This is a genomic window from Microbacterium sp. CIAB417, assembly GCF_022788845.1.
Genome location: NZ_JAHZUT010000004.1, coordinates 147142 through 163713, shown reverse-complemented (window position 1 = coordinate 163713; position 16572 = coordinate 147142). Strand labels below are relative to the sequence as shown.

Sequence of the window (16572 nt, the reverse complement as noted above, 5' to 3'; positions counted from 1 at the left end):
CAGGCGCACCACGTGCATCAGCGCGGGAGCGCGAGGGCGGGTGATCTGCGCGCGAGTTCGAGCATGGCGCCGCGCGCGAAGCGGGCGAGCAGGCGCTGAAGCTCCGCGATGTCCTCGTCGTTCCAGCCCTCGATGACGGAGCGGTAGTGCGCCTCGGACCCTTCCACGATGCGGTGTCCGATCTCGCGTCCAGCGGGGGTCAGGGCGACGAGGATGCTGCGTTCGTCTGTTTCCGAGGCGATGCGGGTGACGAGTCCGGCCTCTTCGAGCCGGCGGACGATCTTGCTCATGTTGGCCTTGCCCGTGCCGAGCGTCGATGCGAGATCGGTGGGGCGGAGCGCGCCTCGATAGGCGAGCTGGTTGACGACGAGGAACATGGGGATGTCGTCGGTGGGGAAGCGGACGTAGCGCATCATGGCTTCGCGCACCTCGCGACCGTCGGCCCAGTGGATGATCGAGGCGATCGCGAGTCGGATGTCGAGAGGATCCTGGTCGAAGACGGGAGAGATGTCCGGTGTGGTGCTGTGCGATGTCATGGCCGTGTCCTCCGATCCGATTGTCTCAGCTGTCGACGGTGACGGCGGGCCGCCTCGACCCGCCGTCACCGTCCCGTCTCACCGCCAGTTCTGGACGGTGACGGGGCCCTGAAGTCCGTAGTCGCGAACCGTGGTCTGCAGGGTGGCCGGGCTTCCGCCGCCCGCCAGCGTGGCCAGGATGTCGGGGATCTGGTCGTAGTAGCCGCGCGCCAGGAGCCGGTTGTTCAGCGAGCTCGCCACGCGCACGGTGATCTCGTTCCGGCCGACGTGCACATCCGCGGTGATGTCGACGACCGGGCGGGAAGTGTCGAACCCGAGTGGCGCTGAGCCGTTCACGCTGACCGAACCGAGCCCTCCGGATGTCGAGCCCAGGTCGAGCACGACCCGTCCTTCGGGCCTCTCCCGGAGCTCGAACACGGCCCGGTACTCGCCGACTCCCGAGACGTCGGGACCGACGCGTGTCAGGTCCTTCCAGGGGCGCAGCTCGGTGTCCGGGGTCTCGATGCGCGTGACCGCGGTTGTCGGCTTGACTTCGCGGGTCTCGTATCCGAGGCCCCTGTCCTCGACGATGAGCTCGTTCTCGCCGGCATCCCAGCTCTCCACGGCGATGTCCCAGCGGTCGATCTCCGTGAGGGTGCTGGCCTGCTCGGGGGCGGACGCGACGGCGGAGGCGGACCGGTCGATCGTGAACAGCGCCGACTCACCGGGAGCGAGTGTCACGGTCATGACGGTGTTCTCGTTCGCGGTCCGCACGCCGCGGTGGGGCGTCATCTCGCCGGTGTTCGGGTCGATCCGGTAGGGCGCTCCCGACCCGGGGATGACGATGTCGACGGTGGACTCTGCCCCGGTCTCGTAGAGGAAGTGATAGGCGAAGAGATGCAGGAGATCACCGTCTTCGCGAAGGTAGGTCAGAACGCTCCGATTCTCGGAGGCGAACTCCGCCCGGCCCGTGACACCGAGTCGGCGCAGAGCCTGGACGGTCTGGGCGGGATCGTCGACCTCGGCCACGGTCGGCAGCGATCGGAGGGCGGTGAGCGTCTCGGCGAGCTCGCTGTCGCGTCCGTCCAGGCCGGGGGTGCGGGAGGCGGCGGCAGCATGCGTGGTGTACTGCTTGAACGCCAGCATCTTCAGCTCGCGGGCGCCGTTGACGATGAGGATCCGCAGCCCGTTCCTCGCCCACTTCAGCAGGAGCGCTGCGGCGTCGGGGTCCAGTGTCTCCTGGTAGACGATGAGGGCCTGATAGCCGGGACCGTCGGGCTGCACGATTCCGTCGGCGAACGAGACCTCGGGATGCAGGAGCAGTGACGCGTCGAAGAACTCGTAGGACCAGCCGGCATCCTGCATCCCGAGGTCCTGCCACCAGTGGTTCTCGCGGTTGCGCATCCACCAGTTCCCGTAGGCGTGCTCGTCGGACACTCTCGTGCCGTTCTCATCGATCAGGGCCATGCCGGACATGTTGTCGACGAAGTGGTCCGTACGGAGGATGCCGACGTCGATGCGCGGTCGCCCCTGCCGGAGCAAGTACTGGTAACGCCCGATGGCGTCGTTCCACAGCGGGTAGAACTCCGCGGCCGGCTGTCGCACGTCGAACCGCTCCGAGAACATCGGCCACATGCCTTCGTGTCCCGGCCAGTGCGTTGCGCCCTCCGCTCCGGCGACGCTGGCCCAGCCATGCAGGACGGTCTTGGTGACACCGGCGGCGAGCTGCGTGCGGATGATCTGGTCGTAGAAGCGGTGATCGAGCATGTGGTTGCTGGTGGTCGCACCCGTCTCGGAGGAGTACTGCTTCCCGAACAGATGCGCCGGGCCCGCCAGCAGTCGGTAGGCGTCGATCTGCGATGCGAACTCCAGCGACTCCGTCTCGATGCCGTCGACGGCGGGGCCGGGACGGGTCAGCTCGAACGGCAGCCCGTAGCTGATCTCGGAACGCAGGGTGATGCCGTTGGCATGCAGGAACGCCGCGAACGGCTGCAGCATGTTCTCGATGTAGAGGTCAGTGAGCGTCTGCACGTAGTCGTGACGGACCTTCTCGACCATCGCCTGCTGGTCGCCGGCGCCGTCGTAGGTGTAGGTCGTGGCGACGGCCATCATCCGGATCTGACGGACGAGGAACGGCAACCAGGGCGTGATGTCGTAGCCGCGTCGACGCTGGAACTCCTGCGCGACGGTCCGGCCCCAGAACATCCCTCCCGCGCCCCACGTGGACAGCTCGAGCGAGTCCATGTACATCTGGGCGCGGGGATTCCTGGCGATCTGCGCGCGGAGCTCAGGGCTGAGCACGGTCGAGTCCCAGTACTCGATCACGGCGTCGACGCCCTCTCGGTCGAGGTAGTTCACGGTGTAGTTGACCGTCGCCGAAGGGCTGGCGGTCTGTCCGGTCCCGTGACTCCAGAACACGAAGAGGCGCCACGGACGGTCGTCTTCCGGCGCCCACTCGAGCCGCCCGTCGCGCACCCGCTCTGTGAGGTCGATCACCGATGACGAGTCCAGCGTGCCCTCGTCGACGAGCGCGGCTGCGACGACGGCCTCGAAGGTCTGCGTCTTCGGTGCGATGCGGTGCCCGGGGACGTCGCTCGTGCCGCGGTCCGCGGCCAGATCGATCTCCGGCAGGACCCCCGACAAGGGATTGCCGGCCGAGACGTCGATCGTGACGTAGTCGAGCTCTCGCGCGGCTGCCGGGTGATCGGCGTCGATGGTGGGGAGGTTCGCGTTGGACCAGTTCGTGCCGGACGTGAAGCTCACCGACATCCCGCGTGCGGTGGTCTCTTCCACGACGATCCCCGAGTCGTGCACCCATTCCTCGGAACCCCAGCCGTATCGGCCGTGGTCGATGGCCTGCTCGTCCATCGCCAGGAACTCCATCCCGCCGAACCCGAGCCGATGGGCCGTCTCCACCTCCGTGCGCAGCGTGAGATCGGTGTGAAGACCTTCGGCCAGCCACCACCGCAGCTCCGGACGGTACTCGATGGGCGGGCTCTTCAGGCGGGCGCGGTGGTCATCGAGACGTGACATGGGTTCTCCTTCGAACGGACGGCGGGCGTTCTTGTGATCGCGCACCTCATGTGCTTTGCCCAGCATACCAAGTGGTTTGCAGGGGACACTAAACTCACGTTGCGGAGATGTCGGCCTCGGGTGACCTCAGCGCCCCGCGAGGCGGCGCTCGGCGAGCTGCGGGACGGCGCGCTCGCGCGCCGCGCGGCGTGCGGTGGCGACGGCGCCGAGGGACACGACCTCGGCGCCGAGCGCCGAGGCGAGCAGCTCCGGCGCCGGGAGGTGCAGTTGTTCGGGCAGGATGCCGCGGGCGGCGGTGAGCACGGGCTCCACGCTCTCCGCCACCGCTCCGCACACGATGACCTTCGCCGGGTCGTACATGCTGCCGAGGACTCCGACGACACGCGCGAGCGTCTCGGCGACACGGCCCGTGACGAGAACGGCGTCTGCGTCACCGGATGCCGCGAGCCCGAGCAGCGCGCGGGTGTCGACCCGGTCCGAGGCGGCGAGTTCCCCGACGGGACCGTCAGCGGCGATCTCGCCGTCGTCCAGCGCTCGGCGGGCCTGGTCCTGCAGGGCGGGGCCCAGCCCGAAGGCCGAACCCACGCCGACGATGTGATCGAACACGACGCCCTCGCCGACGCCGCCGTGAGCGCCGTGCAGCACGTGCCCGTCCACCACGACGCCGCCGCCGAAGCGCTCTCCCGCGAGCAGGGCGACGTAGTCCCGGCATCCGATCGCGGCTCCGCGGGGATCGGATGCCTCTGCGACCGCGGCGAGCAGGGCGTCGTTCTTGACGTCGACGATCGGCGCCCAGTCCGCCAGTGCCGCAGCGAGGCCCGGGTTCGTCCGTTCCCAGAACCCGTCCGGATGCGGCGGTGAGATGCCGTCGCGATTCACCGGCGCGGCGACGCCGATGCAGATCGCGAGGACGGCATCGCGCGACGACCCCGCTTCCTCCAGGCGGAGACGCAGCTGCTCGAGGATGGTGTCGCGACGCTCGTCGGGGGAGTGGCCGGAATCGAGATCCGTGCGGTGGTGCACGAGCGTGCGGTCCAGCGGGTCTGCGACGGTGACCGCGAGATGGGTGTCCCCGGCATCCACTCCGATGACGACGCCGAGCTCGGACGAGAGCGCGAAGCGCCTGGCCGGACGGCCCGCCCGATAGCTGCCGGCGGCGCGGGCGTTGGGCAGCTCGCGCAGGACATCGGCGCTGACGAGCGTATCGATGGCGTCGATCGTGGTCGACCGCGTCAGCGAGGTCGCCGCCATGGCGTCGGTGGCGGTGAACTCGTTCGCCGTCCACGCGAAGTCGAGCACGGCGCCGACGCTCGCGCGTCCCGTGCCGAGATCCGCAGAGACTTCCGTCACAGCTCTTGACCTCCCCGGTCGTTCAATGAGACAGTACCGTCCAGTCAAGTAAATTCGCTCACTAGATTTACTCTACGTATCTACGTGGGGATCGACGGAAGGACGACGGTGTCTGCGAAATCCACATCCGCGATACGAGGGGCGGCCGCTGCGGCTGCGCTCGTGCTCATCGGCACAGCCCTCGCGGGCTGCTCGGCCGACGGCCGCGAGACGATCCGCTTCACATTCAGCAAGCGCGAGGCGATCGCGTTCATGACCGACCTCGTCGTGCAGTACAACGCGTCGCAGGACGAGGTGCGGGTCGAGATCGACACCTCCGGCGTGGACGTCGTATCGGCGAGCTTCGTCCGCGGAAATCCGCCGGACATCATGCTCGCCAACTACAACTACGAGGTCGCGCGGTTCGTGCAGCGCTGTGCGCTCACCGACCTGTCCGGGACGGAGGCGGCGGCGAGCACGCGGGACGACCTGCAGCCGCTGATGGACCAGTACGGATCGTGCGAGGGTCGGGTCAGTGCCCTGCCGTACTCGGTCATGGCGGCATCCGTGATCTACAACGAGGAGATCTTCGCCGCGCACGATCTCGAGGTCCCCCGGACCTGGACCGAGCTGCTCGCCGTGTGCGATGCGCTGCAGGCCGCCGGCGTCACCCCGTTCTACGCCACCTTCAAGGACGACTGGACGGTGGGCCAGGGCTGGTACGACTACGCGGTCGGCGGCTCGCTCGACGTGATCGAGTTCTTCGACGACCTGGCCGCCGAGGGCGCCGACGTCGGCCCCGATTCCGAGGTCTCGTTCCAGAAGGACTTCGCCGACCCCATGGACCGGATGCTGCAGCTCACCGAGTCGTACGTCAACGAGGATGCGTCCAGCCGCGGCTACGGCGACGGCAACCTCGCCTTCGCCAACGGCGAGGCGGCCATGTACCTGCAGGGGCCGTGGGCGTTCAGCGAGATCGCCAAGACCGCGCCGGACCTCGACCTCGGCACGTTCCCGCTGCCGATGACCGACGACCCGGAGGACCTCGCGGTTCGGGTCAACATGGATCTCGCCGCCATGATCCCTGAGGGCTCGCGTCACCAGGAGGCGGCACGCGATTTCCTCGAGTTCCTGTACCTGCCCGAGAACATCGAGGCGTACAACGCGTCCCAGCTGGGCTTCACGCCCACGAAGGATGCCGCGGCCCCGGACGATCCCCGCATCGCCGGGATGATCCCGTACTACGACGAGGGCCGGATCTACCAGGGACCCTCGGTGCTGGTCCCGAAGACCATTCCGGTCTTCAACTACGCGCAGGCCATGGTGCTCGGGGCCGACCCTCGGACGACCCTCGCCACCATGGATGCGGACTGGGCGCGCCTCGCCTTCCGAGCGCCGGCCCCCTCGACCGAGACGAAGGAGTCCCAGGGATGAGCACGACGACGACCATCGTCACTCGAGGCGACACCAAGGTGCGACGCACGTCGCGCCGTGTCGAGCCGATCTATTATCTGTTCCTGCTGCCGAGCCTCGTGCTCTTCACGCTCGCCATCACGGTTCCCGGCGTGATCGGGATCTTCTTCAGCTTCACCGACTCGATCGGCATCGGGGAGTGGAGCTTCACGGGCCTGACGAACTACATCGCGCTGTTCAGCGACCCTGCCATCCTGCAGAGCTACCTGTTCACCTTCGGATTCTCGATCGCCACCGTGATCGTGGTCAACGTGCTCGCGTTCCTGCTGGCCGTCGGCCTCACCTCCCGGGTGCGGTTCAAGGCCGGGCTGCGGACGATCTTCGTCATCCCGATGGTGATCTCGGGCATCATCATCGCCTACGTCTTCAACTTCCTGTTCTCGAACTCGCTTCCCGCTCTCGGCTCTGCGCTGGGAATCGAGGCGCTCCAGACCAGCCTGCTGGCGAACCCGGATCTCGCATGGGTCGCGATCGTGATCGTCACGGCGTGGCAGGCGATCCCCGGCACCCTGCTGATCTACATCGCGGGGCTCCTCTCGGTGCCCGGCGAGGTGTACGAGGCCGCGGCGATCGACGGGGCCAACAGGACGCAGCAGCTGATGCGCATCACGGTGCCGCTGGTCGCGGGCTACGTCGTGATCAACGTCATCCTCGGTTTCAAGGGCTTCCTGAATGCCTATGACATCATCGTCGGCCTCACGAACGGCGGCCCCGGAACCTCCACGCGCAGCATCGCGATGACGATCATCGCGGGGTTCAACGGCGGCGACTACGCCTACCAGATGGCCAACGCGACGATCTTCTTCATCGTGGCCGTGCTCATCTCCCTCCTCCAGCTCTCGCTGACGCGCGGAAGGAACGCGTTCTGATGTCGACGCAGACCATCACCACCCAGACCCCTGAAGGACGCCGTCCCCGCATCCGCATGGAGCGCGTGAACTGGTCGGGGACGATCATCCTCCTGCTGTGCGCCGTGACCGTGCTCCTGCCGTTGTACGTCACGATCTCGATGGCGTTCAAGACCACCGGCCAGGCCGTGGACGGCAACGCCTTCTCGCTCCCGGCGCCGTTCTCGGTCGACGGCTTCGTCGAGGCGTGGAACCTGACGAAGTTCCCCGTCGGTGCGGCCATCTCTCTGCTCGTCACGGCGGGAACGGTGGTCGCGACGATCATCCTCGCCGCCTTCGCGTCCTACGCGATCGTCCGCAACTGGGACCGCCGGCTGTTCCGGTACTCGTTCTTCTACCTGCTCGCCGCCATGTTCATCCCGTTCCCTGTCGTGGCGCTGCCGCAGATCCAGCTGACCGGGCGCGTGGGTCTCGACAACCCGCTGGGCGTCATCATCCTGGCCACGATGTTCCAGCTCAGCTTCAGCGTGCTGCTGTTCACGGCGTTCCTGCGCTCGATCCCGCTGGAGCTCGAGGAGAGCGCACGCATCGACGGCGCGACCACGTGGCAGACGTTCTGGCGGCTGATCTTCCCGCTGCTCGCGCCGATGAGCGCCACGGTCGGGATCTTCGCCTTCCTCTACGCCTGGAACGACTTCATGATGCCGTCGCTGATCATCTCGGATCCGGCCTTGCAGACGCTGCCCGTTCGGCAGAACCTGTTCCAGACGCAGTTCAGCAACAACTACAACGTCTCGTTCGCCTCGTACCTCATGGCCATGGCGCCGGCGATCGTGGCCTACCTGTTCACGCAGCGCTGGGTCATGGAGGGCGTCACGCAGGGCGCCGTCAAGGGCTGACCCGACCGAAACCGCAAGAAAGACAGAAGGAGTTCTCCCTCTCATGACCGATGCGCTCGTCATCGACACCCCCGACGACCAGCAGACCCCTGCGTGGTGGCGTCAGGCCGTGGTCTACCAGATCTATCCCCGCAGCTTCGCGGACGCGAACGGCGACGGACTCGGCGACATCCCCGGCATCCTGTCACGCGTCGACTATCTCGCCGAGCTCGGCATCGACGCCGTGTGGCTGAGCCCGTTCTACCCGTCGGCGCTCGCCGACGGCGGGTACGACGTGGCCGACTACCGCGACGTCGATCCGCGACTGGGCACTCTCGAGGACTTCGACGCCATGGTGGCGGCGCTGCACGCACGCGGCATCCGCGTCGTCGTCGACATCGTGCCGAACCACACCTCGAACCTGCACGTCTGGTTCCAGGAGGCGCTCGCCGCCGGCCGCGGCTCGGCGGCGCGCGACCGGTACATCTTCCGTGAGGGCACGGGGCCGGACGGCTCCGAGCCCCCGACGGACTGGCAGTCGACGTTCGGCGGAGGCGCGTGGGAGCGGGTCGAGGACGGACAGTGGTACTTCCACCACTTCGCGGTCGAGCAGCCGGATCTGAACTGGGCCAACCCCGAGGTGCGGGCCGACTTCGTGAAGACGCTGCGCTTCTGGTCGGATCGCGGCGTCGACGGGTTCCGGATCGACGTCGCCCACATGCTGACGAAGGATCTCGCCGATCCGCTGCCGAGCCGCGTCGAGCTCGAGGCGATCCCGAGGGACGGCAACCACCCGCTCTTCGACCGCGACGACGTGCACGACGTCTACGCCGAGTGGCGCGAGGTCTTCAACTCCTACGATCCGCCGCGCACCGCCGTGGCCGAGGCGTGGGTGGAGACGCCCGAGCGCCGCGCGAAGTACGCCTCGGCGGAAGGGCTCGGGCAGGCGTTCAACTTCGATCTGCTCGTCGCCGATTTCGATGCCGCGCAGTTCCGTCGGATCATCACGGCCAACCTCGCCGAGGCGCTCGTGACGGGATCGTCCACGACCTGGGTGCTGTCCAACCACGACGTCACGCGTCACGCGACGCGATACGGCCTCGCTCCGCTGAACGGGCGGGCCGTGAAGCAGGGAGCCGAATGGGTGGCGGCCGGCGGGCCCGCCGAGCAGCTCGACCGCGACGGCGGGCTGCGCCGGGCGCGCGCCGCGACACTGCTCCTGCTCGGCCTGCCCGGCAGCACCTACCTGTACCAGGGGGAGGAGCTGGGCCTGCACGAGGTGGCGGAGATCACTCCGGAGCAGCGTCAGGATCCCGCCTTCTTCCGCGGGGGCGAGTTCGACGGGCTCGGAAGGGACGGATGCCGCGTGCCGCTGCCCTGGACCGCGGACGGCGCCTCCTTCGGCTTCGGCGCCGGTGGGGCGCACCTGCCGCAGCCGTCCTGGTTCGCCGACTCCGCCGTGGATGCCCAGGAGTCCGATCCGGCGTCGACGCTGTCCCTCTACCGCCGGGCCCTCGCACTGCGCCACCGCCTGCAGGCCGGGGAGTCCCTGAAGTGGATCGAGACCGGCCGCGACGACGTGCTGCGGTTTGCACGCCCCAACGGCTGGCAGGTCGTGACGAACTTCGGCGCCGAACCGTTCGCCCTGGATCCGGTCGAGGGCGAGGTCGTGCTCACCAGTGGTGCGGATGCCGCGGCATCCGTCCCCGGCGAGACCACCGTCTGGATCGCGCCGTCGTCCTGAGCCGTGAAGGGGGTCGTCTCGTTCGCGAGGCGGCCCTCTGCCGGCGTCCGCCGCACCGTCGTCCGATTTTGAGAATCATTCTCATGAACGTACGATGAAGGAATGAAGAAGCCCGCTGCCGCCCTCGTGCTCGTCTCCGCATCCGCCCTCGCGCTGGCCGGATGCTCGTCGACTCCGGCCGCGGACGGCGGGACGGACGGCATCACCGTCATCGCGACCACGAACATCTACGGATCCCTTGCCGAGCAGATCGGCGGCGATCGTGTCTCGGTGACCTCGATCATCGACTCGGCCTCGCAGGACCCGCACTCCTACGAGGCGTCTGCGCGCGATCGTCTGACGGTCCAGGACGCGGACCTGGTCATCGAGAACGGCGGGGGATACGACTCGTTCATCGAAGACCTCCTCGAGGGCTCGGACGCCGCGACCGTCACGGCCGTCGAGTTCTCGCACGACTACCCCGGGAACGAGGGTCACGACGAGGAGGCCGAGGAGCACGCCCACGAGGAGGAGCACGATCACGCCGAAGAGGGTGACGACCACGAGGGCCACGACCACATCGAGGGCTTCAACGAGCACGTCTGGTTCGACCCGCACACGATGATCCACGTCGTCGAGGACATCGCCGCGGAGCTGAGCGCGCTCGACCCGGACGGCGAGGCCGACTTCACCGCCGCAGCCGAGGACATCATCGCGGATCTGGAGGGCTACGAGGCCGACCTGGCGGACCTGAACGCGCAGTACGCGGGGACGGGCGTGTTCATCACCGAGCCGCTGCCCGGCTACCTCGCCGAGGCCGCCGGTCTCACCGACGTCACGCCCGAGGGCTTCGCGGAGGCCGTCGAGGAGGGCAGCGATGTGGCACCGGCCACGCTGCTCGCCGCGATCGAGGTCATCGAGGCCGGGGATGCGGCCGTCGTGCTCACGAACGCGCAGACCGGCGGGGCCGAGACCACACGCGTCGAGGAGACCGCGGAGGCGGCCGGCGTCCCCGTCGTCGCCTTCACGGAGCTGCTCGAGGACGGATCGTCGTACTCTGAGTGGATGGCCGACGCGATCCAGAACCTCGCCGACGCGCTCGCATCGTGAGCGCGGCCGGCGTCGAACCCGCGCAGCACGACGCCGCCCCCATCCTGACGATCCGCGACGCCGCCATCCGGCGCGGTGATCGCGAGCTGTGGGCGGGACTGGACCTCGACGTGCGTCCCGGGGAGTTCATCGCCGTCCTCGGCCCTTCCGGATCCGGCAAGACCACGTTGCTGCGAGCCATCCTCGGGCTCCAGGACCTCTCGGGCGGAAGCATCCGCGTCGCCGGCGAATCGGTGCAGCGCGGCAACCCGCGCATCGGCTACATCCCGCAGCAGCGTCCGTTCGCCCCGGATACGAGCATGCGCGCCAGGGACGTCGTCGCGCTCGGGGTGCAGGGCACCCGGTTCGGATTCCCCGTGCCGCGTCGTGGCGACCGGGAGCGCGTCGAGGAACTGCTCGCGGCCGTCGGTGCGGAGGAGTTCGCCGACCGCCGTGTCGGGCTGCTCTCCGGCGGCGAACAGCAGCGGCTGCGGGTCGGCCAGGCCCTCGCGGACCATCCCGATCTGCTGCTGTGCGACGAGCCGCTGTCGGCGCTGGACCTCGCGAATCAGCGCGCCGTGACCGAGATCATCGAGCGACAGCGTCGCGACCGCGGCGCAGCGGTGCTGTTCGTCACGCACGACATCAACCCGATCCTCGGCCGCGTCGACCGGATCCTGTACATCGCGGGCGGGCGCTTCGTCCTCGGCACCCCGGACGAGGTACTGCAGAGCCGCGTGCTCACGGACCTGTACGGCACGCCCGTCTTCGTGCTGCGCGCCGGCGATCGGCTGGTCGTCGTCGGGATCCCGGATGCCGAGCCCCACCACGACCATGATCACCGCGAGGAGGGCGCCGCGTGAGCGTCCCGATGGTCGAGTGGGGCGACGTCTTCTCCTTCCAGGACTACGGAGCGCTCGTCGCCCTGCTGTCGAACTCGATCATCGCCGGAGCGGTCCTGGGCCTGGTCGGCGGCCTCGTCGGGGTGTTCGTCATGCAGCGGGACCTCGCGTTCGCCGTGCACGGCATCAGCGAGCTGTCCTTCGCCGGCGCCGCGGCCGCCCTGCTGTTCGGGGGCAGCGTGGTGTTCGGCTCGATCGGCGGAGCACTGGTCGCCGCCATCCTCATCGGCCTGCTCGGATCCCGTGCGCGCGACCGGAACTCGATCGTCGGCGTGCTCATGCCGTTCGGCCTCGGCCTCGGCATCCTGTTCCTCTCGCTCTACGACGGACGCAGCGCGAATCGCTTCAGCCTGCTGACGGGGCAGATCGTCTCGGTGTCCAACCCCGACCTCGGGTGGCTCATCGGCATCAGCCTCGTCGTGCTCCTTGGCCTGCTGCTGATGTGGAACCCGCTGCGCTTCGACTCGCTCGATCCCGTCGCGGCGTCCGCCCGTGGCATCCCGACCCGGGCCATCAGCCTGGCGTTCATGGTCCTGCTGGGCCTGATCGTCGCCGTCGCCGTGCACATCATCGGCGCGCTGCTCGTCATGGCGCTGCTCGTGACCCCGGCCGCGGCCGCGATGCGCGTGGCCGCCGGGCCGCTGGTGGTGCCGCTGCTCGCCGCGCTGTTCGGCTTCGTCTCGGCCGTCGGCGGCATCCTGCTCGCGCTCGCGGGCACACTGCCGGTGAGCCCGTACATCACGACGATCTCGTTCCTCATCTACGTGGTGTGCTGGATCGTGCAGCACCGGCGCGGCCGCGTGCGCCGGACGGCCGCTCCCAGCCGGGGATAAGGCCCGCCGCCTACAATCGTCGGTATGGCTCAGCGCAACACATGGCAGCGCGAGCGCGTGCGCGATGCCCTCGCCGATGCGCGCGGGTTCGTCAGCGCCCAGTCCCTGCACGCCACCCTGCGGGATGAGAACACCGGTATCGGTTTGGCGACGGTCTACCGCGCCCTCGCAGGTCTGGCGGCGTCCGGGGATGCCGACTCGCTGCAGAGCCCCGAAGGTGAAGCGCTCTACCGCGCCTGTTCGACGCAGGGCCACCACCACCACCTGATCTGCCGCTCGTGCGGTCTCACGGTCGAGATCGAGGCCAAGGACGTCGAAGCCTGGGCCCATCGCACCGCAGCGCTGCACGGCTTCACCGAGGCCGCCCACGTCGTGGACATCTTCGGCCTGTGCACCCCGTGCGCGAAGAGGAAGCAGGCGCAGGAGTCGGCATCCGCGTGAACACGATCACGACTCGCGATGCGCGACAGACCACCGCTCGCCGCTCGCCGCTCATCGGCGTGGCGATCGGCCTCGGCATCCTCGCGGTGCTGTTCGCCATCGATCTGCTCCTGCCCGCGCTGTATTCGGCATCCCTGCCGAGCAGGCTCCAGGACGGTCTGACGCTCTCGCTCAGCGTCCTCATCGAGGCGCTGCCGTTCGTGATCCTCGGCGTCGTGCTGTCGATCGTCGTGCAGGTGTGGCTCCCGGCCGACGCGATCCAGCGGTGGCTGCCGCGGCGGGCATGGGCCCGGCGTGCGGTGCTGTCGCTGCTCGGGATGCTGATCCCGGTGTGCGAGTGCGGAAACGTCCCCTTCGCACGCGGACTCATGATGCGCGGGCTCGCCCCCGCCGAGGCGCTCACCTTCCTGATGGCGGCGCCGATCGTGAACCCGATCGTGATCCTCACCACGCACGCGGCGTTCGGATGGGACGGCGGGATCCTCGTCGCCCGGCTCGTCGGCGGCTACCTCATCGCCAACCTGATCGGCTGGATCTACAGCCGCCACCCCTCGCCGGACGCCCTGCTCACCGAGCGCTTCGTCGCCACGTGCGACCGGGTGACCCACGAGCACGGCACCCCGACGCGGCGGAGCCTCACGCAGTTCCTCATCGAGCTGCGCGCGGTGATGCCGGCCCTCGTGATCGGCTCCGCGGTCGCGGGCGCCGTGCAGGTTCTCATCCCGCGTGACGTGCTGCTGGCGATCGGGTCGAACCCGGTGCTCTCGATCGTCGCCATGATGGCGCTGGCCATGACCGTCGCGATCTGCTCGAACGTGGATGCGTTCTTCGCGCTGTCGTTCGCGTCCACCTTCTCGCCCGGAGCGATCGTGGCCTTCCTGCTCGTCGGCCCGCTGGTGGACATCAAGATGCTCGCCCTGATGCGCACGACGTTCACCGGCCGCACGCTGGCGGTCATCGTCGGCGTCGTGCTGCTGAGCGCGTTCGTGATCGGGATCGGGGTGAACGTCTTTGTCTGAGCACGTCTCCCGTCCCCGCGCCCTCTGGTCGCGCTGGCTGGGCATCGGGCTCGCTGCCGTGATCTCGGTCGTCACGCTCGGGCTCGCCGTCACGGGGCAGCTGACGCTGTACATCAGCCCGGAGTCGGTCTGGTTCGCGGTCGCGGGCGCGATCGTGACGCTCGCCGGGGCGGTGTGGTCGTGCACGCTGCCACTCGGAGCGGAGGCCGACCACGACCACGACCACGGGACGGATGCCGCAGAGGCCGGCGCCTCCTCGGACCGGCGCCGCACCCTGGCGGCCGTCGGGAGCATCTCCGCCGGTGTGGTGGCCTCGGGCGTCGTGATCGCCGGGCTCGTGCTGCCTCCCGCATCTCTGTCGGTGGAACTGGCGATGTCCCGGGCCGGCGACGACGGGTCCCTGTTCGCCGGCGCCGACACCGTGACCCTCGGCGTGGCCGACACCTCGACCTTCGGTGTGGGCGACTGGGCGAGCGTGTTCTCCACCGCGACGCGACCGGAGAGCTACGACGGCTCGACCGTGACGCTCACGGGGTTCGTCACCCCTGGCGGCGGCGACGACGAGATGAGCCTCACGCGCCTGGTCATCACGCACTGCGTGATCGACGCGCAGCCGGCATCGATCCCGGTCGTGTCGGCCTCGTGGCAGAGCGACTACGAGGTCGGGCAATGGGTCGAGATCACCGGAACGATCACGGCGGATGCCGACGGTTCCCTGAGCGTGGAGCCCACCGAGGTCACCCCGATCGACGAGCCGGGGGACCCGTATGAGTACTGACTCGCCGACACCGCGCACACGCGCCGAGGCCCGCGCTCTGCGGGCAGCCGCAGAGGCGGCGGAGGCCGCGGAGAACCGCACGGATACCGCCGGGGCGGACGACACGGGTGTCGACCCCGCCGGTGCGCCGGAGGTGGCGGCGTCGGACGACGTGGATGGTCGTCCCGATCCCGTCGAGGCGGCGCCCGAGCGCGCGCCCGACCCGACGGATGTTGAGCGCGCGTCTGCGCCTTCGGCTGCCGAGGCCGAGCCGGGGGTTTCCGAGCCGGAGCCGGAATCCAGGGATGCCGCCGACGACCGTCGACTGCAGGAGCCGAAGCGGCGCGAGCCGACGCGCGACCGGCGCTTCGGCATCCTGCTCCTGTCCGTCCTGGGCGTCCTCGTTCTCGTCGGAGCGACGCTGGGCGTCCTGAGCCTGACGCAGGGCCCGCGCCTCAGCGGCGTACAGGTCGACCCGGCGCAGGCGATCGAGGTCTCCGGAAGCCGGGTGATCCTCACCGCGAACCAGCCCCTCGCCGAGATCGATCCCGCCCAGGTCAGCGTCGATCCGGCGGTGCCGTTCACGGTCGACGCCTCCGGACGCAGCATCGGCATCCGTTTCACCGTCCCCCTCGATGACTCGACGACGTACAGCGTGCGCGTGGCGGATGTCTCCGGAACCGGCGGCGGACCCTCGACGGAGCTCACCACGACGTTCGCGACCCCGGCGTCCGAGGTGTTCCTGCTGCGCCGGGACGCGGACGAGGAGGGCAACGACCGCATCTTCCGCACCGACCTGACCGGCGAGCAGGCCGTTCCCGTCTTCACCGCGGAGCGCATCGACGACTTCCGCGCCACCACCACCCGGCTCGTCGTGGCCGTCGAGGACGAGGACGGCTCGTCGATCCTCGTGATGAACCGGGACGGCTCGGATCAGCGCGAGCTCACCCTCCCCGGGGACGGGTTCGTCACGGGGGTCCAGGTCTCGGATCGCGGCGGTCTGGTCGGATACACCTACTCCGATCGCGAGCTGACCGACACGAGCGGCCGCGCGAGCGTGCTCGTCACCCAGCCGCTCGACGGGTCCGGCGAGCCCCGGATCGTCGAGGTCGCGGACGCCGAGGCGAGCATCGCCGAGTGGCAGTTCGTGCCGGATTCCGCCGCGGTGCTGTTCATCGACTGGGAGGGCGCTCTCGCCCTGGAGGACCTGTCCTCGGATGCCGGGACGCAGGCCATGGGCAATGCGATGAGCATCATGGGCGTCTCCCGCGGCACGTACACGGCGATCATCGAGCGCACGGACGGCAGCGTCGTGCAGCTGAACCTCTCCGACGGCTCGGAGGAGCCGCTGCCGGCCTCCGACCCGGACTACGGCACCGCGACCTCCATCACGCCGTACCCCGGTGGCACGCTCCGCCACATCGTGACCCGCGACGCCAACGGCCTGCCGACCGGGCAGTCCGTGATCCGGGTGGATGACGACGGGGCGGCCACGCCGATCCTCGAGGTGCCGAGCACCGACACGATCCTCCAGGTCTGCGCTTCGCCGAGCGGTCAGTACACCGCTGTCGTCGTCGCGCCGGATCTCGCGAACAACCCGTACGACGACCTGCTCGCTCCGCTGCCGCAGACGATGCACACGCACCTGCTCGACACGGCCTCCGGCGAGGAGCTCGTCGCGGTCAACGGCTTCGACGTCTCCTGGTGCGAAGCGGGACCGGTGTTCTGACGC

14 protein-coding genes are annotated in these 16572 nt (G+C 69.1%); 11 read left to right on the top strand and 3 right to left on the bottom strand.

Annotated elements, in window-relative coordinates; genetic code table 11:
* Nucleotides 1-17: 17 nt before the first annotated feature.
* From KYX17_RS18175 to KYX17_RS18165, 3 genes are all read right to left on the bottom strand, one after another.
* The gene (locus KYX17_RS18175) at nt 18-536 is read right to left on the bottom strand and encodes a MarR family winged helix-turn-helix transcriptional regulator (protein WP_243228368.1); all 519 of its coding nucleotides are present in this window, start codon (nt 534-536) and stop codon (nt 18-20) included.
* A gap of 78 nt (nt 537-614) precedes the next feature.
* Entirely contained in the window at nt 615-3548 is a 2934-nt protein-coding gene (locus tag KYX17_RS18170; RefSeq protein ID WP_243228367.1) for a glycosyl hydrolase, read from the bottom strand.
* Nucleotides 3549-3674: 126 nt separating this feature from the next.
* Nucleotides 3675-4898, bottom strand: a complete 1224-nt coding sequence (locus tag KYX17_RS18165; RefSeq protein WP_243228366.1) for an ROK family protein — start codon at nt 4896-4898, stop codon at nt 3675-3677.
* A 108-nt stretch (nt 4899-5006) separates the two neighbouring features.
* On the opposite strand from KYX17_RS18165, the gene KYX17_RS18160 reads away from it, so the two are divergent.
* From KYX17_RS18160 to KYX17_RS18110, 11 genes are all read left to right on the top strand, one after another.
* Nucleotides 5007-6311: an ABC transporter substrate-binding protein gene (locus tag KYX17_RS18160; protein ID WP_243228365.1), complete on the top strand. Its 1305-nt coding sequence runs from the start codon at nt 5007-5009 to the stop codon at nt 6309-6311.
* Nucleotides 6308-7219, top strand: coding sequence for a carbohydrate ABC transporter permease (locus KYX17_RS18155; protein WP_243228364.1), 912 nt, complete (start codon nt 6308-6310; stop codon nt 7217-7219). The genes KYX17_RS18160 and KYX17_RS18155 overlap by 4 nt, the downstream gene beginning before the upstream one ends.
* Nucleotides 7219-8097: a carbohydrate ABC transporter permease gene (locus KYX17_RS18150; RefSeq protein ID WP_243228363.1), complete on the top strand. Its 879-nt coding sequence runs from the start codon at nt 7219-7221 to the stop codon at nt 8095-8097. The genes KYX17_RS18155 and KYX17_RS18150 overlap by 1 nt, the downstream gene beginning before the upstream one ends.
* 43 nt (nt 8098-8140) lie before the next feature.
* Complete coding sequence (locus KYX17_RS18145) at nt 8141-9820, top strand: alpha-amylase family glycosyl hydrolase (protein ID WP_243228362.1); 1680 nt, start codon at nt 8141-8143, stop codon at nt 9818-9820.
* A gap of 102 nt (nt 9821-9922) precedes the next feature.
* On the top strand, nt 9923-10909 hold the full coding sequence (locus tag KYX17_RS18140) for a metal ABC transporter solute-binding protein, Zn/Mn family (protein WP_243228361.1): 987 nt from the start codon (nt 9923-9925) through the stop codon (nt 10907-10909).
* Nucleotides 10906-11751 (top strand): metal ABC transporter ATP-binding protein, encoded by an 846-nt coding sequence (locus KYX17_RS18135; protein WP_243228360.1) that lies wholly within the window; start codon nt 10906-10908, stop codon nt 11749-11751. Before KYX17_RS18140 ends, KYX17_RS18135 begins: the two co-directional genes overlap by 4 nt.
* Nucleotides 11752-11759: 8 nt before the next feature.
* A complete protein-coding gene (locus tag KYX17_RS18130) occupies nt 11760-12623 on the top strand; it encodes a metal ABC transporter permease (protein WP_243229189.1) in 864 nt (287 codons plus the stop codon).
* Nucleotides 12624-12647: 24 nt separating this feature from the next.
* On the top strand, nt 12648-13064 hold the full coding sequence (locus tag KYX17_RS18125) for a Fur family transcriptional regulator (protein WP_243228359.1): 417 nt from the start codon (nt 12648-12650) through the stop codon (nt 13062-13064).
* Between the two features lie 5 nt (nt 13065-13069).
* Nucleotides 13070-14083, top strand: a complete 1014-nt coding sequence (locus KYX17_RS18120) for a permease (protein WP_243229187.1) — start codon at nt 13070-13072, stop codon at nt 14081-14083.
* Complete coding sequence (locus tag KYX17_RS18115; protein ID WP_243228358.1) at nt 14076-14861, top strand: TIGR03943 family protein; 786 nt, start codon at nt 14076-14078, stop codon at nt 14859-14861. Before KYX17_RS18120 ends, KYX17_RS18115 begins: the two co-directional genes overlap by 8 nt.
* The gene (locus tag KYX17_RS18110) at nt 14851-16569 is read left to right on the top strand and encodes an Ig-like domain-containing protein (protein ID WP_243228357.1); all 1719 of its coding nucleotides are present in this window, start codon (nt 14851-14853) and stop codon (nt 16567-16569) included. Before KYX17_RS18115 ends, KYX17_RS18110 begins: the two co-directional genes overlap by 11 nt.
* The last annotated feature ends 3 nt before the right edge of the window (nt 16570-16572 follow it).